This window comes from Streptomyces sp. AC602_WCS936 (genome assembly GCF_019049125.1).
Taxonomy (GTDB): Bacteria; Actinomycetota; Actinomycetes; order Streptomycetales; family Streptomycetaceae; genus Streptomyces.
This window is the reverse complement of the sequence record NZ_JAGMUF010000001.1, coordinates 114,306-133,477: the sequence shown is the minus strand read 5'-3', so window position 1 is coordinate 133,477 and position 19,172 is coordinate 114,306. Positions and strand designations below refer to the sequence as shown.

Annotated in this window: 21 protein-coding genes and 1 tRNA gene; 13 read left to right on the top strand and 9 right to left on the bottom strand. The window is 70.7% G+C overall.

The genetic code is table 11. The features are described from left to right. Window positions 1–110 precede the first annotated feature (110 nt). The gene (locus tag KUM03_RS00635) at window positions 111–305 is read left to right on the top strand and encodes a ferredoxin (protein WP_073726130.1); all 195 of its coding nucleotides are present in this window, start codon (window positions 111–113) and stop codon (window positions 303–305) included. A gap of 62 nt (window positions 306–367) precedes the next feature. Then, window positions 368–1,243 (top strand): FkbM family methyltransferase, encoded by an 876-nt coding sequence (locus tag KUM03_RS00630; RefSeq protein WP_217244842.1) that lies wholly within the window; start codon window positions 368–370, stop codon window positions 1,241–1,243. Window positions 1,244–1,312: 69 nt separating this feature from the next. On the opposite strand, the gene KUM03_RS00625 is transcribed toward KUM03_RS00630, so the two are convergent. The 3 genes from KUM03_RS00625 to KUM03_RS00615 form a co-directional block, all read right to left on the bottom strand. Next, window positions 1,313–2,122, bottom strand: coding sequence for a glycosyltransferase family 2 protein (locus KUM03_RS00625; protein ID WP_308406215.1), 810 nt, complete (start codon window positions 2,120–2,122; stop codon window positions 1,313–1,315). Further along, window positions 2,119–2,907 carry a GntR family transcriptional regulator gene (locus tag KUM03_RS00620; RefSeq protein ID WP_217244824.1) on the bottom strand — a complete coding sequence of 263 codons (789 nt, stop codon included), beginning with the start codon at window positions 2,905–2,907 and terminating at the stop codon, window positions 2,119–2,121. The genes KUM03_RS00625 and KUM03_RS00620 overlap by 4 nt, the downstream gene beginning before the upstream one ends. A gap of 253 nt (window positions 2,908–3,160) precedes the next feature. Continuing rightward, window positions 3,161–3,535: a DUF6344 domain-containing protein gene (locus tag KUM03_RS00615; protein ID WP_217244823.1), complete on the bottom strand. Its 375-nt coding sequence runs from the start codon at window positions 3,533–3,535 to the stop codon at window positions 3,161–3,163. A 337-nt stretch (window positions 3,536–3,872) separates the two neighbouring features. Between KUM03_RS00615 and KUM03_RS00610 the strand changes: the two genes are divergently transcribed. Together KUM03_RS00610 and KUM03_RS00605 are read left to right on the top strand one after the other, a co-directional pair. After that, window positions 3,873–4,001: a DLW-39 family protein gene (locus tag KUM03_RS00610; protein WP_003999697.1), complete on the top strand. Its 129-nt coding sequence runs from the start codon at window positions 3,873–3,875 to the stop codon at window positions 3,999–4,001. 194 nt (window positions 4,002–4,195) lie between these two features. Beyond that, window positions 4,196–5,572: a hypothetical protein gene (locus KUM03_RS00605; RefSeq protein WP_217244822.1), complete on the top strand. Its 1,377-nt coding sequence runs from the start codon at window positions 4,196–4,198 to the stop codon at window positions 5,570–5,572. 20 nt (window positions 5,573–5,592) lie between these two features. Here KUM03_RS00605 and KUM03_RS00600 read toward each other — a convergent pair whose 3' ends face one another. Then, the gene (locus KUM03_RS00600; protein WP_217244821.1) at window positions 5,593–7,128 is read right to left on the bottom strand and encodes a serine/threonine-protein kinase; all 1,536 of its coding nucleotides are present in this window, start codon (window positions 7,126–7,128) and stop codon (window positions 5,593–5,595) included. A gap of 92 nt (window positions 7,129–7,220) precedes the next feature. After that, on the bottom strand, window positions 7,221–7,769 hold the full coding sequence (locus KUM03_RS00595; protein ID WP_073726140.1) for a DNA-binding protein: 549 nt from the start codon (window positions 7,767–7,769) through the stop codon (window positions 7,221–7,223). Window positions 7,770–7,948: 179 nt separating this feature from the next. On the opposite strand from KUM03_RS00595, the gene KUM03_RS00590 reads away from it, so the two are divergent. Further along, window positions 7,949–8,021, top strand: a tRNA-Ala gene (locus KUM03_RS00590). Window positions 8,022–8,265: 244 nt separating this feature from the next. Then, window positions 8,266–9,042, top strand: coding sequence for an isoprenyl transferase (locus tag KUM03_RS00585; protein ID WP_073726142.1), 777 nt, complete (start codon window positions 8,266–8,268; stop codon window positions 9,040–9,042). 97 nt (window positions 9,043–9,139) lie between these two features. Here the strand turns inward: KUM03_RS00585 and KUM03_RS00580 are convergent, their stop codons facing one another. Continuing rightward, window positions 9,140–9,841: a DUF5324 family protein gene (locus KUM03_RS00580; protein ID WP_217244820.1), complete on the bottom strand. Its 702-nt coding sequence runs from the start codon at window positions 9,839–9,841 to the stop codon at window positions 9,140–9,142. Window positions 9,842–10,226: 385 nt separating this feature from the next. Here KUM03_RS00580 and KUM03_RS00575 point away from each other — a divergent pair, with 385 nt between their 5' ends. Next, complete coding sequence (locus KUM03_RS00575) at window positions 10,227–10,760, top strand: peptidylprolyl isomerase (protein WP_217244819.1); 534 nt, start codon at window positions 10,227–10,229, stop codon at window positions 10,758–10,760. Window positions 10,761–10,873: 113 nt separating this feature from the next. Further along, entirely contained in the window at window positions 10,874–11,764 is an 891-nt protein-coding gene (locus tag KUM03_RS00570; RefSeq protein WP_217244818.1) for a rhomboid family intramembrane serine protease, read from the top strand. A gap of 253 nt (window positions 11,765–12,017) precedes the next feature. On the opposite strand, the gene crgA is transcribed toward KUM03_RS00570, so the two are convergent. Beyond that, entirely contained in the window at window positions 12,018–12,272 is a 255-nt protein-coding gene (gene crgA / locus KUM03_RS00565; RefSeq protein ID WP_217244817.1) for a cell division protein CrgA, read from the bottom strand. A 121-nt stretch (window positions 12,273–12,393) separates the two neighbouring features. On the opposite strand from crgA, the gene KUM03_RS00560 reads away from it, so the two are divergent. The 5 genes from KUM03_RS00560 to KUM03_RS00540 all read left to right on the top strand — a co-directional run bounded on the left by KUM03_RS00560 (window position 12,394) and on the right by KUM03_RS00540 (window position 15,881). Continuing rightward, window positions 12,394–13,173, top strand: coding sequence for a DUF881 domain-containing protein (locus KUM03_RS00560; protein ID WP_217244816.1), 780 nt, complete (start codon window positions 12,394–12,396; stop codon window positions 13,171–13,173). 81 nt (window positions 13,174–13,254) lie between these two features. Further along, entirely contained in the window at window positions 13,255–13,416 is a 162-nt protein-coding gene (locus tag KUM03_RS00555) for a hypothetical protein (RefSeq protein ID WP_163015848.1), read from the top strand. Beyond that, the gene (locus tag KUM03_RS00550; protein WP_217244815.1) at window positions 13,413–14,051 is read left to right on the top strand and encodes an aminodeoxychorismate/anthranilate synthase component II; all 639 of its coding nucleotides are present in this window, start codon (window positions 13,413–13,415) and stop codon (window positions 14,049–14,051) included. The genes KUM03_RS00555 and KUM03_RS00550 overlap by 4 nt, the downstream gene beginning before the upstream one ends. Next, window positions 14,048–15,097, top strand: coding sequence for a class E sortase (locus KUM03_RS00545; protein WP_217244814.1), 1,050 nt, complete (start codon window positions 14,048–14,050; stop codon window positions 15,095–15,097). Before KUM03_RS00550 ends, KUM03_RS00545 begins: the two co-directional genes overlap by 4 nt. A gap of 13 nt (window positions 15,098–15,110) precedes the next feature. Further along, entirely contained in the window at window positions 15,111–15,881 is a 771-nt protein-coding gene (locus KUM03_RS00540) for a class E sortase (RefSeq protein ID WP_217244813.1), read from the top strand. Between the two features lie 93 nt (window positions 15,882–15,974). Here the strand turns inward: KUM03_RS00540 and KUM03_RS00535 are convergent, their stop codons facing one another. Both KUM03_RS00535 and pknB read right to left on the bottom strand, forming a co-directional pair. Further along, entirely contained in the window at window positions 15,975–16,886 is a 912-nt protein-coding gene (locus KUM03_RS00535) for a restriction endonuclease (RefSeq protein ID WP_217244812.1), read from the bottom strand. Window positions 16,887–16,971: 85 nt separating this feature from the next. After that, window positions 16,972–18,984: a Stk1 family PASTA domain-containing Ser/Thr kinase gene (pknB, locus tag KUM03_RS00530; protein WP_217244811.1), complete on the bottom strand. Its 2,013-nt coding sequence runs from the start codon at window positions 18,982–18,984 to the stop codon at window positions 16,972–16,974. Window positions 18,985–19,172: the final 188 nt, after the last annotated feature.

Here is a 19,172-nt window from a genome sequence, read left to right as displayed (position 1 = left end):
CGTCCCAACAGGCAAGCGGGCGGGGCGGATTCAGTGGGCCGGTCGGCGGGCAGGGACGTCGTGTTGGCCGCGGCCGCCGGTCGCGCCTCCCGACTGCCGCTGGAGGGCGTATGAGGATTTCCGTCGATCCCGAGCAGTGCTACGGCTCCGGCGACTGCGTCCACCGGGCCCCGTCCGTGTTCACCGCGGTGGACGGCCTGGGCGCCGTGATACCGGGGCGGGAGCACGACCTGGACGTGCCACGGGTGCGTGAGGCGGTCGAGGGGTGCCCCGCCGCCGCGATCACCATCACGCGGGAGGACTGATCATCCGCGGCGGCCCGGACGGCATCGTCCCGCGGACGCTGGTCACCCTCGGCAGCCGTTACGTGCGCGGCGCCCCCGGCACGGTCGGGAAGGCGGCGCTCGCCGCGCGTCTGCTCGATCCGCACCTGCGCGAGCACCCGCGCCGCAGAGTCGTCCAGTTGCGTTCCGGCGACCGGTTCGCCGTGGACACGCGGGACCTGATCCAGCGGTACCTCTACCTCTTCGGGGTCTGGGAGCCGCACCTGACGGCGTGGCTGCGGCGCCGGCTGCGGCCCGGGGACGGATTCGTCGACGTCGGGGCCAACATCGGCGTCTTCAGCGTCCTCGCGTCGCGGCTCGTCGGCGACGCGGGCCGGGTCGTCGCGATCGAGGCCTCCCCCGGCTTCCACCGGCGGCTGGTGCAACACGCCCGGCTGAACGCGTGCCAGAACCTCCGGGCGGTCAACGCCGCCGTCTCCGACGGCCACAAGACGCTCACCTTCGTCCTCGCCAGTTCGCGCAACATGGGCGCGAACAGCATCGTCCCGTACGACGGACCGGCGGAGTCCACGTTCGAGACCGAGGCCCGGCCGCTGCCGGAGCTGCTCGATCCGGCGGAGATCGCGAGCGCCCGGGTGATCAAGATCGACGTCGAGGGGGCGGAGGGCGGCGTCGTGCGCGGGCTGGCGCCGATGCTGGGGTCCCTGCGGCCCGACGCGGAGATCAGTGTCGAGGTGGCACCCGAGCGCATGGCCCGCCTCGGGGACTCCATCGGCGAACTGCTGACGGTGATGCGCGACGCCGGTTTCCACGTCTACCGGCTGGCCAACGACTACACGCCCGGGAGCTACCCCGCCGCGCGCGGCGACGCGCTGGGCGTCCCGGTGCGCCTGCGGGGGCCCGTGACCGAGGAGAGCGACCTGATCTTCTCCCGGGTCGACGCGGAGACGCTCCGCTGATCCGCCAGGGCCCGGCCGCGCCGGGTGAGGAGGCGGCCGGGGCTGGTGGTCCGGCGGGCGGGCGTGCCCTCAGGGCCCCGCGATCCGGGGCGCATCCGGGCGGCCGGCGGCCGGGAAACGCCACCCCAGGGACGCCAGCGCCCGCGCCCTGGCCTCGACCACCGCCATCCGGGCGTCCCGCTCGCCGGGGTCCACGTGGGCCGCCTGGCCGGTGACCTGGCCCTCCCACTTGCGGTAGAGGAGCCCCACCTCCTGGGAGAACCACCCCCGGCTCACGCAGTTGAGCGCCAGCAGAAGGCCGGTGTCCTCGGAGGCCGGCAGGGCCATCCAGCCGCCGAGCGCGAGCAGCAGGTCCCGCCTGACCAGGAGCGTCGCCGGGTGGACCTGGGCGCGGTAGCCGTTCGCCTTCCAGAAGTCGAGGACCTGCCCGCGCTCGATCGGTCCGTGCTCCGGATCGCCCGGGAAACCGGCCGTCGACCCGTCGGGCAGCAGGTCCAGCACCCGTGACGTGGCCCATCCGAGCGCCGGGTCGGCCTCCAGGGCGGCCAGGTCGCGGGCCAGGGCGCCCGGCGGGAGCTGGTCGTCGGCGTCCAGGATCTTCACGTACTCGCCGTCCGCGTGGGACAGGGCGAGGGTGCGGGTCACGCCGGGGCCGCCCTGCACGCCGGGCCGCCCTTGCCGGAAGACGACGCGCGGGTCGTCGGGTACGTGGGGGCGCACGTCGTCGGTCCGCCCGTCCTCCTGGATCACCCAGCGCCACTCCCACCCCTCGGGCAACTCCTGCGCGCACAGGGAACGGTGGGCCTCGGGCAGGAAGGGCGCCGAGGGCCCGTGGACGGCGGTGACGATGATGACGCGCCGGTTCACGGCGGCACTCACCACCTTTCCAGACGAGTGGTGAACAGCAGTTCCGTGCGGTCGCCGGGCAGCGTGACATCGGAGACGTCCACCACGCGGCCGTCGGTGTCGTACGAGATCTTGTGGAGCAGGATCACCGAGGTGCCCGGCGGCAGGTCCAGGGCCGCGGCCTCCTCCGGAGTCGGGGGGCGGGCGGTGAAGCGCTCCTCGACGCGGTCCACTTCGATGCCCACGGTGTGGAGCTGGTTCTGCGTGCCGCCCGGCCAGGGCTCCTTGGACTCGTCCAGCAGGTCGGGGTTGGCGGCGATCATGTCGCGGACCAGGTAGGAGGTGACGAGGTTGAACGGGGCGGACTCGGCCGAGTAGCGCGTCCGGTAGCTGCGCCGCAGCAGCACGGTGCCCTCGGGCACCCCGAAGGCCCCGGCCAGTTCGGCGGTCGCCGCGACCTCCCGGTACTCCGCGTGGAAGACGAGGTCGCCGGGGTGCAGGCCGGTGTCGCGCTCGGTGGCGCCGGTCGCGGCCCGGTTGGCGAGGGGCGTGCGGGCGCGGTCCTTCTCCCACTGGTGCCGGCTGTTGTCCCGGACCGCGGGGGTGCGGGGGCGGCGCACGAAGGTGCCGCGGCCGTGGTGCTTGTCGATCAGGCCCTCGTCGTTCAGCAGCCGCAGCGCGTTCTGCACGGTGGGCACACTGCGCCCGTAGCGCCGGGCGAGGTCCGCCTCGGACGGCAGGCGGTCGCCGGGTTTGCGCTCCCCCTCGCGGATGGAGCGGCGGAGGTCGTCCGCGATGACTTCGTACGCCTTGGGCACGGGCACTCACCGGTTCCGGGTGCGGGGTCGTGGTCCTGGTCGGTCCTGGTCTGGCCTGGTCTGGCCTGGTCTTGATCGTGTTCCTGATGGGACACAGCGTACGACTCCTAAAGAGGTCTTGATGACTCAGGGCCCTGGAGTGGTGCCGACATGGCGGCGGCCCGGCTGCTCTCTCGAGCGGCCGGGCCGTTTCTGGCGTGTGGTGCGGTACGCAGATCGCCGGTTGTGTCTGATGAGGTGAGGCGGGTCCGGCTCAGCGTTGGAGGGGCGCGGTGTGCTGGGCGGCCGGGTGCTGGGTCCGGGACTCGGCGGTGTCGTCGCACAGGAGGTCGGTGGCGGTGGCGGCGGTTCCGGTGGCCGGGCGGTGCCGGCAGTTGGGGGCCTTGCCGTGGGCCTCGGCGCGGATGCGCTGTTTCATCGTGGGGGGCAGGGCGCCGGTGCGGGACCGGGGCCGTGGGATCGCCACCGTGGGTGCCGTCTCGGGGGAGGCGCTCTCCGTGTTGCTGTGCGTTCCGCTCTGCGGTACGGCGGCCGAGGCGGTCGTCGTGATCAGTCCGAGCGCCGTGCACAGCGCGAGGAAGGCGGTGACGATGGTGGTCCACAGCGTCATGACCTTGTTCCGGGCCATAACCCCTCACTTTCGGGTTGGGCGATTTGCGTACTTTCCTCATGATGTGTATGAGCCTCGCGAAGTGGTGGACCGACGCCCGTGGCGCGGCGATGTTCAGATGAACACCACCCAGATGGGCGCAAGAGGGCAGAAAAGGTGCCGAGTCGGCAGAGAAGTGGGCGAAATAACTCTTCGTGAGGGTGTGATCACCCTCCGATCGGACCGGCCCCCGGCCCCTCTACGAGGCTCCGGCGTCCGGAAGTTGGCCGCCGACGCAGGTAACCGATCGGTATCGGCCGGTGTGTATAGTCGGGCGCCAGAGGTCCCCTACGTCAAGGAAAGACGAGGTCGCGCGGTGAAGAAGCTTCTCCTGGTCGCACTGGCCGCCATCGGCGGGCTCCTCGTGTACCGCCAGATCCAGGCGGATCGCGCCGAGCAGGATCTGTGGACGGAGGCGACTGACTCCGTGCCCACGGGTTCGTGAGTACGACCGACACCCGGTTCTGACACCCGGTTTCGAGCAGACCCCGGCCGTCTCGCGGTCGGGGTTTTGTGTTGCCCGGATTCCCGGTGAATTCCCGCACGGGGCGCGGGAGTACGGGTTCGCGCGGCAGGATGGGCCACGGTCCGGTCCGGAGTGGCGGCGGCAACGCCGGTGAGCGCGGAGGGTGGCGGGTGATGGGACGGCGGTGCGGTGAACGGCGTGCCGGAGCGGGACGTGCGCGGCCGGCGGGAGTGACCGTCGCACGCACCGCGACCGTCTCACTCACCACGGCCGCCGCACTGGTCACGACTGCCGCACTGGTCACGACTGCCGCACTGGTCACGACCGCCGCGCTCCCCGGCGGCGCGGCTCTCGCGGTCGGCGCGCCCGCCGGATACGCCTTCGCCGAGGACGCCCGGCGGATCGACGGCGCGCACAGCACCTCGGACGCCGTACCGCTGGACCCCGGAGCCACCTACCGCAGCTCCCTCCCGAGGAACGGCACCCTCTACTACCGGCTGGAACTCGACGCCGCCTCCGACGCCCACGTCGCCGTCACCGCCGTACCCGGCGCGGCCGGCGAGGTCACCGCCGTCGACGGTGTCCGGGTCTCCGTCCAGGACGCCGACGGCGCCGCCTGCTCCTCGGACAGCGCGACCTTCGGCGCGGCCCGCAGCCCCCGGCCGGTCACCGCCTGGGGACTGCGGGAGATCGACCCCGGCGGGTCCCGGTGCCAGGACCCGGGCACGTACTACGTCACGGTCGAGCGGACCCGGCCCGAGGACTCCCCGCCGGGCGCCTGGGACCTGGAACTCACGGCCGTCACCGAACCCCGCCCGGAGCAGGCCGGCGAGACCACCGCACCCGAGTCCTGGGACTCCGCCTCACCCGAGCCCCCCACCGGCGAACCGGAGCGCCGCCCTGGCGGCAGCGGCTTCGCCCACGCCACCCCGGTCGGACAGGGAGCCTGGCGCGACGACATCCGCCCCGGACAGACCCTCTTCTACAAGGTGCCCCTCGACTGGGGCCGCCAGGTGTACGCCACCGCCGAACTCGGCGGCTCCGGCGACCGTTCCGGCTACGCCACCGGCGCCCTGCGCCTGGCCCTGCACAACCCGGTGCGCGGTGAGGTCGACGACGCCGCCAAGGGCTACACCGGCCGACCGGCGACGGTCGCCCTGGCCCCCTTGCCGCCGGTCGACTACGCCAACCGGTACGACACCGACGGCCAGGTCGCCGCGATGCGTTTCGCCGGCTCCTACTACCTGGTGGTGCACCTGGCGGCCCAGGTCGCCGACGACTTCGGCGAGGGCCCCTTCGGACTGACGCTGCGCGTACGGCTCGGGGGAGCGTCGCAGGCCGGTCCCGAGTACGCCGGGACGTCCCGGCCGGAGGGTGTCTTCGAGGTCTCGGCAGCGGACCGGGCGGCCGCACCGGAGGCGACCGGGGACACGGACGACGACCTCGCCCTCAAGGCGGTCGCCGTGGGCGGGATCGGCACGGGCAGCGCGCTGCTCCTCGGCCTGGGCGTGTGGACGGCGGCAGCCCGCCGCGGGGCCCGCGGAGTCTAGGCCGCCGGGTCAGAGCCGGGTCAGAGCCGGGCGAGGGCCCAGAAGCCCACGGCGTAGCAGACCAGCGCGAGCAGCAGGACCGGGACCGCCACACGGGCCGGCGGCCCGGGACGGCGCCGCCGGCGGGACACGCGGTGCCGCGGTGGTGCGAGGGCGGGGGCGGCCCCCGGTGCGGCTGCCGGTGGTGGCGCTGCCGGCGCCGGCCCCTGCGGGCTCAGCGCGGTGTACGCGGCGGTCGTGGTGTCGGCGTCCTGCTGCCGCGCGGACGACGACGGCAGGGGCTGGGCGGGGAGTGGCGGGCCGTAGTACGGGGGCCGGTCCCCCGGGCTGCCCGGGTGGGGGCCGGGCACGGACGCGGAGGTGACGGACACCTGCGGGGGCGGCAGACGGAAACTGCCCGTCTCCGACATGGCGGCCGGATGATTCGCCTCAGAGGCGGGCGCCAGGCCCGAACCGGGCGCGGACGGTGGGGTGTTGCCCGGGTTCGGGTTCGGGTGCGGGCCGTTCGGGGACTCGGGTGCCGGGCCCTGGGCCGGTGGGGTGGCGCCGGTGGCGTCCGGGCCACCGTCCAGGGCCGGGTGCGGACCGGCGGGGGGCGCCGGTGCGGGGCTCGCGGTGGGTCGGGCAGCCGGGCTGCCGGGAGGCGTCGGCGTGGGGTCCAGACCCGACGCCCGTTCGAGAGGGCCGTCGGCGGCGAACCCCTTGGGCAGCGGGCCGACTTGGTCGAAGATCTCGATCAGCTCGTCGTCGGGGCCGGGCTCCGGCAGCAGTTCCGCCGCCGCGGCCAGCGCCTTGCGCGCTCCCGTGGCCGTACGGAACCGCGCCGCGGGATCGGGCTGCACCAGCGCCGCCACGACCTGCCACAGCGGCTCGGGTACCCCCTGCGGCGCGGGCGGCGTCCCGTGCTCGGCGAAGTACTGCACCAGCGCCTTGGCGTCCGGCTTGGCCCCCTCCAGCAGATACAGCGCGACCAGGCCCACGGCGAACAGGTCCGCCGGGAAGTCCGGTTCCGCGCCCATCATCTGCTCCGGTGCGAGGTAACCCGGCGTCCCCACCACCAGGTTGGTCTCCGTCAGCCGGGGCTCGCCCAGCCGCATCGCGATGCCGAAGTCGGACAGCCGCAACCGCGGTCGGCCCGTCCCGGTCGCCTCCATCAGCAGGTTGGCGGGCTTGACGTCCCGGTGGACGACACCCTCCGCGTGCACCGCGGCCAGACCCGACAGGAGCTGGTCGAGCAGGGTGCACACATAGGCCGGCGGCAGGGGACCGTAGTCCCCGACCAGGTGGACCAGCGAACCGCCCGCCACCAGGTCCATGGTGAACAGGACCTGGTCGTCGTCGGCGGCCCAGCTCGCGGGCGCGAGCACATGGGGATGATCGATCCGCAGCGCCTGCTCGCGTACGAACCGCAGCAGCGCGTGCGCGTCCCGCTGCTGGAGCACCTTGGCGGCGACATACCGCCGGCGCCGGTGGTCCCAGGCACGCCAGACCGCGCCCACCCCGCCCCGGCCGACCGGATCGACCAGCTCGTAGCGCCCCGCGAAGACCTCACCCATGGCCGTGCGCCCGCTCCTCACCTGGACCTGTCGCGCCCATCCCCCTCACGCGCTCCGGCCGCCGCACCCCCCGGCGGCGGCCGGACCCGGGATCAGTTCTGGTGGGACTGGTAGTGCGCGACCGCGTCCGAGGTGCGGCCGGCGCCGTACACCCGCAGGAACTCCGCCAGCTCCGGATGGGTCGGGGAAAGCGCGTCCGCCGCCTCGATGATGTCCCCGGCCGCCGACACCGAGCGCAGCAGCGACTGGATCTCCCGGACCACCCGCTTGACCGTCGGCGCCCCCGAACTGCTGGTCGTCTGCGTGGTGTTGCTGAGCACCGAGCCCCCCTGCGACTTCTTGATCTCGTCCATGCGCTCCGTCGCCTCGGCCGCACTCACGCTGCCGTCCGCGACCTGCCCCGCCAGGTCCTGCAGCAACTGCACCCGCTGGACCACCGCCGGATTGCCGATCTTCGCCCGCTGGCCGCTCATCAGCTGCGACAGCATCGGCGCGGACAGACCCAGCACCCCCGCGAGACGAGCCTGGTTGAGACCAAGATCGTCGATGAGCCTACGGAAGAGCGCCCCCAACGGCTCCCCGTACCAGTTCCGCTGCAGTTCCCGCGCTCTTGCGGTGGCTTCCTGCTGTGCGGCGTCCATTGCGTCTCCCCATCGCTTCCCCAAAAACCGCAGTTCGCTCCAGCGAACCACGCCGAGCATCTTACGGAGCGTGGTCGTTCCCCGGGAGTCCCAATCATTTGTGAGATACGGGGGGCGACCCGGTACTCTTGTCTCCGGCACCCGCCGGTACGCGATCCACCCGGCCGGAAGCCGCTCCAGGGGCCTTAGCTCAGTTGGTAGAGCGCTGTCTTTGCATGGCAGATGTCAGGGGTTCGACTCCCCTAGGCTCCACCTGTGAGAGGTCCCCCGGCCTGCGAGAACGCAGACCGGGGGACCTCTTCGCGTGCACCGGGACCGTTCGGACAGACGGCGGCAGCCCCCGGCAGCAGGCCCGCCGAGCACCGCGGCCGCGCTGTCTGCTCTTGATATCGTCACCCCACAGGGCACCAGCGCCACACCCCTGCGGGGCGGTGCCACGTGACTCATCGCCGTCGCAGCCGTCCGGTCGCTGCCGACGATGTGGAAGGGGTAGACCATGCGGGCGAAGGTACGGGCCGCTCTCGACGCGCTCTATATGAAGCGGCTGGTCAAAGAACTGGAGGGACGCCCACGCCCCCAGCACATCGGCATCATGCTCGACGGCAACCGCCGGTGGGCCAAGATGTCGGGCATCGACGACCCGCGAGAGGGCTACCGCGCCGGCGGAGCCAAGGTGCTGGACTTCCTGCGCTGGTGCGACTCCGCGAAGATCGAACACGTCACCCTGTTCATGCTCTCCGACGACAACCTCCACCGGCCCGAAGAGCAGCTGACCCCGCTCATCGACATCATCGCCGAGGTCGTCGAACGACTCGCCGCACCCGGCAACCCCTGGCCCGTCGAAGCGGTCGGCGCCCTCGACCTGCTGCCCGCCGAATCCGCCGGCCGCCTCAAGACCGCCACCGCCGCCACCCAGGGCCGCAAGGGCGGCACCAAGGTCGACGTCGCCGTCGGCTACGGAGGCCGCCGGGAGATCGTCGACGCCGTACGGTCCGCACTGACCGAGCACAGCTCACAGGGTGGGGACATCGACGAGTTCATCGAGACCTTCACCATGGAGCACATCTCCAAGCACCTGTACTCCAAGACACGGTCCGAGTCCGACCTCATCATCCGCACCTCCGGCGAGCAGCGCCTCTCCGGCTTCCTGCTCTGGCAGTCCGCCTACGCCGAAGTCCACTTCTGCGAGACCTACTGGCCGGACTTCCGCGAGATCGACTTCCTGCGCGCGCTGCGCTCCTACTCCCTGCGCGAACGCCGCTACGGCCGCTGAGCCGCCGTTTCACGTGAAACACCGCCGCGGGGCGGGAGACCCTGAAGCCTCCCGCCCCGCGGCGGTGCCGATCCAGCCCGGAGCCGCCCGGCGAACGTCAGCGGGGCTCCTCGCCCTCCGCCGCATCGTCCTGCGCCTGTTTGGCCTGCACCTCGGGGTCCAGAATCGCCCCACCGGTGCCGTCCACGGACGTCAGACGCCCCGACTCGGCGACCTCCGTCGCCTCCGGCGGCTCCACCAGCCAGTCCGGGTTGGCCTGCTTGTCCCACCACTTCCACGCGGCGAAGGCCCCACCGGCGACGACACCCGCCACCGCCAGCACCTTGGCGATACGCCCGGCCCGAGCCCGGCGCTGGTGCCTGCGCGTCAGCTTCTGGATCTCCTTGGCCGTCACCTGGCCCCGCAGCGCGGCCAACGCGGCGGCACCCCGCGCGGCGGCCTCGTCCCGCACGGGCCCGGCCGCGGCCACCGCCTGATCGATCATCGGCCTGGAGTACTCGGCCGCCTGCCGCGCGGCCAGGCGCGTACGGACAGCGGCCTCCTGTGCGGCCGCGTCCACCTTCGGCGGCACATGCGTACGCGCCTGGTCCAGCCGCGGCGCGACGTGCGTGCCGTACTGAAGACGCGCCTGGCACGCGGCCTGCGACACCCTGGGCGCCAGCCGTACGCGCGCCTCCTGTGCATAGTGAGCGGCCCTGTCCTTGGCCGTGTCGGCGTAGGGCGCCACCACTTCCGCGGCGTGCAGCACGCTGTCCTTCGCCGAACCGGTCGCGGCGCGCACGCTGTCGATGCGGGTCACGGGTTCCTCCTCCTCGGTGGCGTACGGTAATTCGACTTTCCACCCTTTTACGGATCATGCCTGCGGACGCACCGCCGGGCATGTGAGGGCGGGCATCCGGGTCACGGGCGGTGTCTTCGTGATGTCCGGGGCACGTGGTGAGGAAGTTGCCGACAAACGCCGATCAACCTCGATAACGGATGAATACCGGGCAACGAGAGCCTGCCGACGACAATGCCACGAATCGACGCCCCGCGCTCGTGACCCAGGAGTACCGGCCGGAGTACCCGACCGGATTCCCGCAACCCCCATCGCCGAATCGGAGCAGGAAACACCCGCCCGACGCCGTACCCGCCACCGACCGTGCAAGGATCGGCGGGCACCAGAACACGACGGAAGGCACACCGTGGCCGAGCAGCTCTACGCCACCCTGAAGACCAACCACGGCGACATCGAGATCCGGCTCCTGCCGAACCACGCCCCCAAGACGGTCAGGAACTTCGTCGAACTCGCCAAGGGTGAACGGGAGTGGACCCACCCCGCGACCGGCGAGAAGACCACGGCCAGGCTCTACGACGGAACCGTCTTCCACCGGGTCATCAGCGGCTTCATGATCCAGGGCGGCGACCCCCTCGGCAACGGCACCGGCGACCCGGGCTACCAGTTCGAGGACGAGTTCCACCCCGACCTCTCCTTCAACAAGCCTTACCTGCTGGCCATGGCCAACGCCGGCCCCGGCACCAACGGCTCGCAGTTCTTCGTCACCGTCGCCCCGACCACGTGGCTCAACCGCAAGCACACGATCTTCGGCGAGGTGACGGACACGGCCGGCCAGAAGGTCGTCGACACCATCGCCGCCCTCCCGACCAACCCCCGCACCGACCGCCCCGTCAACGACGTCGTCATCGAGTCGGTCCTCATCGAGACCCGCGAGGACTGACCCCGGCCACACCGGGAAGGAACCTGACGCCCCGCTCATCCGTATAGATGAGCGGGGCGGTGCGTCGCAGAACACCGACGGGACACCGCCCGCAGGACGACCGAGGGGAAGCCATGGACCACGCGGCAGCCGGCCCACCGGACGCACAGAGCCTGCCGGGCTGCTACCGCCACCCGGACCGCGAGACCGGCATCCGCTGCACCCGCTGCGAACGCCCCATCTGCACGGACTGCATGGTCAACGCCTCCGTCGGCTTCCACTGCCCCGACTGCGCGAGCGGCCGCACCGGCGGCGGACCGGCCCCGGCCGCGTCCCGGCCGCGCACCCTGGCCGGAGGCACCGTCGCCGCCGACCCCCACCTCCTCACCAAGATCCTCATCGGGCTCAACGTCGCGGTGTTCATCGCCGTACACGCCCTGTCGGAGTCCTTCCTGGGCGGCATGGTCCTGGTCGGCCAATGGCCTCCCGCCCCGTACTACATCCCGAACGAGGGCGTCGCGGAGGGCGAGTGGTACCGCCTGGTGACGACCATGTTCACCCACGAGGAAATCTGGCACCTCGGCTTCAACATGCTCAGCCTCTGGTTCCTCGGCGGCCCCCTGGAAGCGGCCCTCGGCAGAGCCCGCTACCTCACCCTCTACCTCGTGTCCGGCCTGGCCGGCAGCGCGCTCACCTACCTCCTGGCCTCACCCACCCAGGCCACCCTGGGCGCCTCCGGCGCGATCTTCGGCCTCTTCGGCGCCACCGCCGCACTCGTCCGCCGCCTCAACGCCGACATGCGGCCGATCGTCATCCTCCTGGCGATCAACCTGGTCTTCACCTTCACCTGGGCCAACATCGCCTGGCAGGCCCACGTCGGCGGCCTCGTCGCCGGCGCCGCGATCGGCTACGCCATGCTCCACGCCCCGCGCGAGCGCCGGACGCTCGTGCAGTACGGCACCTGTGCGCTGGTCCTGGTGGCCGTCGTCGGACTGACCCTGTTGAGAACCGCACAGCTCACCTGAGCGCAGGTTGTCCACAGTCGGTGGCGGATCTTGTGCACAGTGTGCGGGAACAGGTGTGCCCCCTGTCGCTGACCCGTGTTTCCGCAGGTCAGGCAGGGGGCGAACGCACTTTCGGTTGCCGGTACTTCCGTCACACCGGCGTCAATGTCCAGTTGGTTATCCACAGATCGTCTTTCTTTTCCCCATGTGGATGAGCCTGTGGATAACTCAGTGGATAGCCCTGGGGAGAGTTGCTCCGCGACCTACCGCCGCGCTACTTCCACTGCGTCGAGACACCGAATCCGGCGGCGATGAAACCGAAGCCCACCACGATGTTCCAGTTGCCCAGGGAGTCGATGGGCAGTGAACCGTCGGTGACGTAGAAGACGACGATCCAGGCGAGGCCGATGACGAACATGGCGAGCATGACCGGAGCGACCCAGCTGCGGCTCGTCAGCTTGATGCTGGTCGCCTGCTTCGACGGCGGCGGCGTGTAATCGGCCTTCTTGCGGATACGTGACTTCGGCACGAGGGTCTCTCCTGTCGATGCGCTGCGTGGCCGCGCAGGGAACGGGGTCGGGGACTTGGAGCGCTCCCCCGGGCGTCCGTTAGCGTAGTGCTTCCGTGGCGCCGAAGGAGATAAGGGTACGTTGAGCAATTCTGCCGACTCCCCCCAGGCGGGATCCAGCCCCGCCCGCGGGCGCCGTTTCCGGCCCGTGCGGGTCCTGACGGCGGCCGTCTTCGCGCTCGCGGGCCTCATTTTCTTCACCAGCTTCGACACCGCGAAGGGCACCAATATCCGTACGGATGCCTCTTTGCTCAAGTTGTCCGATCTCATCCACGAGCGCAGCCGGGACAACGGCGAGCTGGAGGAGTCCAACGCGGCCCTGCGCGAGGAGATCGAATCGCTCGCCGAGCGCGACGACGGGCGGACCAAGGCGGAGGACGAGAAGCTGGCGGCGCTGGAGGAGAAGGCGGGCACGCAGGAACTGAAGGGCGAGGCGATATCCGTCACGCTCGACGACGCCCCGCCGGACGCCACCGCGAAGCTCCCCGGCTATCCGGAGCCGCAGCCCGACTACCTGGTGATCCACCAGCAGGACCTCCAAGCGGTCGTGAACGCGCTGTGGAAGGGTGGCGCGGAGGGCATCAAGGTCATGGACCAGCGGCTGATCTCCACCAGCGCGGTGCGCTGCGTGGGCAACACCCTGATCCTCCAGGGCCGCGTCTACTCGCCGCCGTACAAGATCCAGGCGGTCGGCGACCCGGAGAAGCTGAAGAAGGCGCTGGCCGCGTCCCCGGCGATCCAGAACTACATGGTGTACGTCAATGTCTACGGGCTCGGCTGGAAGGTCGAGGACGACGGGACGGTGACGCTGCCGGGCTACTCGGGCACGGCGGACCTGCACTATGCCCAGCCTGTGGATTGACGCCTTTCCGGAGGGCCCCGCGCCGTTAGTCTGGTGCGGTGCGGCGTGAGTGCGGCGCCGCGGTGCGACGGAAGGGACGGCATGTACGGCTGGATCTGGCGGCATCTGCCGGGGAACGCGTGGGTGAGGGCGCTGCTCTCGCTCGTCCTGGTCGTGGCCGTGGTCTACGTCCTCTTCCAGTACGTCTTCCCGTGGGCCGAACCGCTGCTTCCCTTCAACGATGTGACGGTGGACAACCAGTGAGCGCGCGCATCCTCGTCGTCGACAACTACGACAGCTTCGTCTTCAACCTGGTCCAGTACCTGTACCAGCTCGGTGCCGAGTGCGAGGTGCTGCGCAACGACGAGGTGTCGACGGCGCACGCCCAGGACGGTTTCGACGGAGTGCTGCTGTCTCCCGGCCCGGGTACGCCCGAGCAGGCCGGTGTCTGCGTCGACATGGTCCGGCACTGCGCGGCGACCGGTGTCCCCGTGTTCGGGGTCTGTCTGGGCATGCAGTCGATGCAGGTGGCGTACGGCGGTGTGGTGGACCGGGCGCCGGAGCTGCTGCACGGCAAGACCTCGCCGGTGGAGCACGCGGGCAAGGGCGTCTTCGCGGGGCTGCCCTCGCCCTTCACGGCGACGCGGTACCACTCGCTGGCGGCGGAGCCGGCCACGGTCCCGGCGGAGCTGGAGGTGACGGCCCGCACGCACGACGGCATCGTGATGGGCCTGCGTCACCGGGAGCTTCCCGTGGAGGGCGTGCAGTTCCATCCGGAGTCGGTGCTGACCGAGCACGGGCACCGGATGCTGGCCAACTGGCTGGCGGAGTGCGGCGACCAGAGTGCGGTGGCGAGGTCGGCGGGGCTCGCCCCGGTGGTGGGCAGGGCCACGGCGTGACCGCGCTGCGCCCCGAGCGCGACTCCGGCTCGGCCGGTGACCAGGGATCCTCGTACGGGCAGCCGTACGGGGATTCCGGTGCGTTCGGGGGCGGTTTCGATGGGTGGTACGAGGATTTCGCTGCCGAGGAGGGGCCCGGGGCGCGGCCTCTCGACGACGAGACGGTGGCGCTGCGGGTCCCGGACCCGCCGCCGGAGCGGTCGGCCACCGTCCCTCCCGTGACGGGCGGGCGCGCGGCCCGCAGGAAGGCCGCGAAACGGCGTCACGGGCGCCGTGGGGCGTCCCGGGGGCCCTCCCCGGCCCCGGAGGCGGAGGAGGCCCCACAAGCCCCTCTGTCGCGCGTGGAGGCCCGTCGGCAGGCCCGCGCCCGCAAGCCGGGGCCGGCGGTGATCGCCAGCCGTGCGATAGGTGAGCTGTTCATCACGACGGGCGTGCTGATGCTGCTGTTCGTGACGTACCAGCTGTGGTGGACCAATGTCCGCGCCCAGGCGCAGGCGGACAAGGCGGCCAGCAATCTCCAGGAGGACTGGGCGAACGGCAAGCGCAACCCGGGCACCTTCGAGCCGGGGCAGGGCTTCGCGCTGCTGCACATCCCCAAGCTGGACGTCGTGGTGCCGATCGCGGAGGGCATCGACGACGAGAAGGTCCTGGACCGGGGCATGGTGGGGCACTACGCGGAGGGCGCGCTGAAGACGGCGATGCCGGACGCGAAGACGGGCAACTTCGGCCTGGCCGGGCACCGCAACACCCACGGCGAGCCCTTCCGGTACATCAACAAGCTGGATCCGGGTGATCCGATCGTCGTGGAGACGCAGGACAAGTACTTCGTCTACAAGATGGCGTCGATCCTGCCGGTGACGTCGCCGAGCAACGTCAGTGTCCTGGACCCGGTCCCGAAGCAGTCCGGTTTCAAGGAACCCGGCCGGTACATCACCCTCACCACGTGTACGCCGGAGTTCACGAGCAAGTACCGGATGATCGTCTGGGGCAAGATGGTCGAGGAACGGCCGCGCAGCAAGGGCAAGCCGGATGCGCTCGTCAGTTAAGGGCGGATGACCAGTGGCAGCGACCACCGACACCGAGCACGAAGAGCAGTCCGGCACGGACGGCCGACCGGAGCCCGCGGCACGCCGCCGCGGCGGCGCCGGGCGGATCGTCGCCCGGACCGTGAGTGTCTTCGGTGAACTCCTCATCACGGCGGGCCTGGTGCTGGGCCTGTTCGTCGTCTACTCCCTGTGGTGGACGAACGTGGTCGCGGACCGCGCGGCGGACAAGCAGGCAGACGAGGTGCGTGACAACTGGGCGCAGGACCGGGTCGGTCCGGACGGCCCGGGGGCGCTGGACACCAAGGCGGGCATCGGCTTCCTGCACGTGCCGGCGATGGGCGACGGCGACATCCTGGTGGAGAAGGGCACGTCGATGAAGGTCCTCAACGACGGCGTGGCCGGTTACTACACCGACCCGGTGAAGTCCGCGCTCCCCACCTCCGGCAAGGAGGGCAACTTCTCGCTGGCGGCGCACCGGGACGGGCACGGCGCGAAGTTCCACAACATCGACAAGATCGAGAAGGGTGATCCGATCGTCTTCGAGACGAAGGACACCTGGTACGTCTACAAGACCTACGCCGTCCTGCCCGAGACCTCGAAGTACAACGTCAAGGTCCTCGACCCGATCCCGAAGGAGTCCGGCAAGAAGAAGGCCGGCCACTACATCACCCTGACGACCTGTACGCCGGTGTACACGAGCCGGTACCGGTATGTGGTGTGGGGGGAGCTGGTCCGTACGGAGAAGGTGGACGGGGAGCGGACTCCGCCGGAGGAGTTGCGCTGACTGACCTCCTTGAGGGAGGTCAGTCCCCTAACATGACGGAGGCCCGAAGCCGCAACTTCTTCTTGCGGCTTCGGGCCTCTTCGCGAATGGTCCCTAACGGAGTGCCTTGAGTCGCACTCCGGCGCTCCACGCCTCCAGTTCGTCCCGGTTGACGGTGACGACTCCGCTGAGTTTGGCGATCGCCTGCGACTCGTGGCTGAAGTTGCAGGTGGCGACGAAGAGTGCGATGTCGACCTGGTCGATGGCGCGGGCGGCCCCGGCGAACTTCTGCATGTCCGCGCTCGGTACGGTCCAGCGGCCGGACCTGTTCTTGCACTGGACGGCGACGGTGCGGCCGTCGGCGGTCCGTCCGGTGATGTCGATGCCCCTGTCGGTGCGGGCCTGCCGTACGACGACGTCCAGACATCCGTCACGTCGCAGCAGGTCGGCGACGTGGTGCTCGAAGGCCCGCCAGGTCATGGCCTTGAGCTTGCTCCTGACCTCGTCGACGGGGGTGTCTCCCTCCAGGGCGGCGAGGCGGGCGTGGTGCCAGCACAGCTTGCGCTCGACGTTCTCGATGTCCTCGCGGAGTTCGATGAGCTCGCGACGGTGTTCACCGGAGGTCTCGATCAGGGTGTTGAACATCGGGACGACGGTCTTGCCGAGGATGTGGGTGATGCGTTGGTCGATGCGGGCGTCGAGTTCCACGGAGGCGGGAGCCGGGCTTTCCACAGGCTGTGTGCGGGCCAGGTGTTCCATGTCCAGGAGGTACGTGCGTACCTGGCGGGCGACGGGGCTGTCACGCAGGAGCATGGCGATGTTGAGTACGGCCCGCCTGGAGTAGGCGGTGAGGCTTCGGCGGGCCTGTGGATAACTGCCGAGCGAGAGTGACATGTTGTCACGCTCGAAATGTCGCAGGTCAGCGCCGCGGAGCACGATCATCCCGTTGGCCGCGAGTTCCGCACGGTGGCGCTTGGCCAGCTGCCGGATGGCCTCGGCGGCGACCTCGAAGTACGTCGCCACCATCGCCGTAGTCAGACACGACAGAGCCCCGGTCCCCCCGTCGAGGGGCCCGGGGCTCTTGCCGTTCGCGTTCTCGCTCGCGGCCGGGTCAGTCGTCGCCGCGGAGGCCGTCGAGGATGCCGCCGTTGCCACCGCCGTTGTTGCCGTTGCCGTTGCCGCCGATGGTGGTGAGGACGACCGGCGTGGCGCCCGGGTCGTCGACCTCGCTGCCCGGCTGCGGGTTCATGGCGACGACCATCGCGTTGTCGTCGCCGGGTGCGCCCGGCTGGACCTGGACGTTGGTGAAGCCGTTCTCCTGGAGGATCTGGCGGGCCTCGGCGAGGGACTTGCCGCGGACCTCCGGCACCTTCGTCTTCTCGATGGCCTTGCCGATGAAGATCGTGACCTTGGAGCCCTTGTCGATCTGCTGGCCGTTGGACGGCGTGGTGGAGATGACCTTGCCGACCTGGTTCGGGTCGTTGGTCGGCTGGTCGGCGCACTCGCCTTCCAGGTCGCTGTTCTGCATCTGGGCCTTGGCCTCGTCGCAGGTGCGGCCGGTGACGTCCGGCACCGTCGCCTTCTCCACCGGCTTGGCGACCTCCAGGGTCACCGTGGAGCCCTTCTCGAGCTCCTTGCCCGGGTCGGGGTTCTGGCTGAGGACGGTGCCCTCGTCCTGGGAGGACTCGGTCTGCTTGGTCTCGACGACGAAGCCCTTGTCCTCGAGCCGCTGCTTGGCCTCGTCGATGTTCTTGTCGATGACGTTGGGCACGGCGATCTTCGGCGCGCCCGTCGAGACGACGAGTTCGACGCTGGACTTCTTCTTGACCTCGGTGCCCTGCTGCGGGTTCTGCGAGCAGACGTTGCCCTTGGGCTGGTCCTCGCAGGGCTGTTGCTTGAAGGTCAGTTCGAGGTCGGCGTTGGTCGCGAGTTGTTGGGCGTCCGCCTTGGTCGTGCCGACGAAGGCGGGGACTTCGACCTTGTCGTTGCCCGGGCCCGCATCGTTGCCGAAGAGCTGCATGCCGATGAGGATCGCGCCGGCCAGGACCAGGACGCCGGCCAGGACCAGGAAGATCGTGGAGGCGTTGGACTTGCGGGGCTGCTGGCGGCGCCGGTCGGGGCGGTCGTCGTAGCCGTAGCCGCCGTCGTCCGGGTTCATGGGCGGCAGCATGGTGGTGGCGCCCGCGCCGGCGTCGGAGCGCAGGGCGGTCGTCGGCTGGTCGTCGGGGTAGGCGCCGTAGCCGCCGGCGGCCATGGCGCCCATCGCGGCGGTGGCGCCGACGGGCTGGCCGTCGAGGCAGGCCTCGATGTCGGCGCGCATCTCGTCGGCCGACTGGTAGCGGTAGTCGGGGTCCTTGACCAGGGCCTTGAGGACGATGGCGTCCATCTCGGGCGTGATCTCGGGGTCGAAGACGCTGGGTGCCTGCGGTTCCTCGCGCACGTGCTGGTAGGCGACGGCGACCGGGGAGTCGCCGACGAAGGGCGGGCGCACCGTGAGCAGCTCGTAGAGGAGGCAGCCCGTGGAGTACAGGTCGGAGCGGGCGTCGACCTGTTCGCCCTTGGCCTGCTCCGGGGAGAGGTACTGGGCGGTGCCGATGACCGCGGCCGTCTGGGTCATGGTCATGCCGGAGTCGCCCATGGCGCGGGCGATGCCGAAGTCCATGACCTTGACCTGGCCGTTGCGCGTGAGCATCACGTTGGCCGGCTTGATGTCGCGGTGGACGATGCCGGCCCGGTGCGAGTACTCCAGTGCCTGGAGGATGCCGATGGTCATCTCCAGCGTCCGCTCCGGCAGCAGCTTGCGGCCGGAGTGGAGCAGTTCGCGGAGTGTGGAGCCGTCGACGTACTCCATGACGATGTACGGGATCGACACGTTGTCGATGTAGTCCTCGCCCGTGTCGTAGACCGCCACGATCGCGGGATGGTTGAGCGAGGCGGCCGACTGGGCCTCCCGGCGGAAGCGGGCCTGGAAGGACGGGTCGCGCGCGAGGTCGGCGCGCAGCGTCTTCACCGCCACGGTGCGGCCGAGCCGGGTGTCGTGCGCGAGGTATACCTCCGCCATGCCACCACGGCCGAGCACCTGGCCCAGCTCGTACCGGCCGCCGAGGCGACGCGGCTCTTCCATGGTTACTACCAGCCCTCTCCGTCGGTCCCGACCGGCATGCTTGTACGGTCGGTGGCTGCCGTCCGGCCTACCGTACCCGGCGCGCTCCGGGTGACCTGGCCAAGCCCGATACCCGATACAGGACCGGTATCGCAACGTGCGCCTATGTGAAGGGAACGTGACGGGAGTCACGTCCTGTTCAGTGTGTG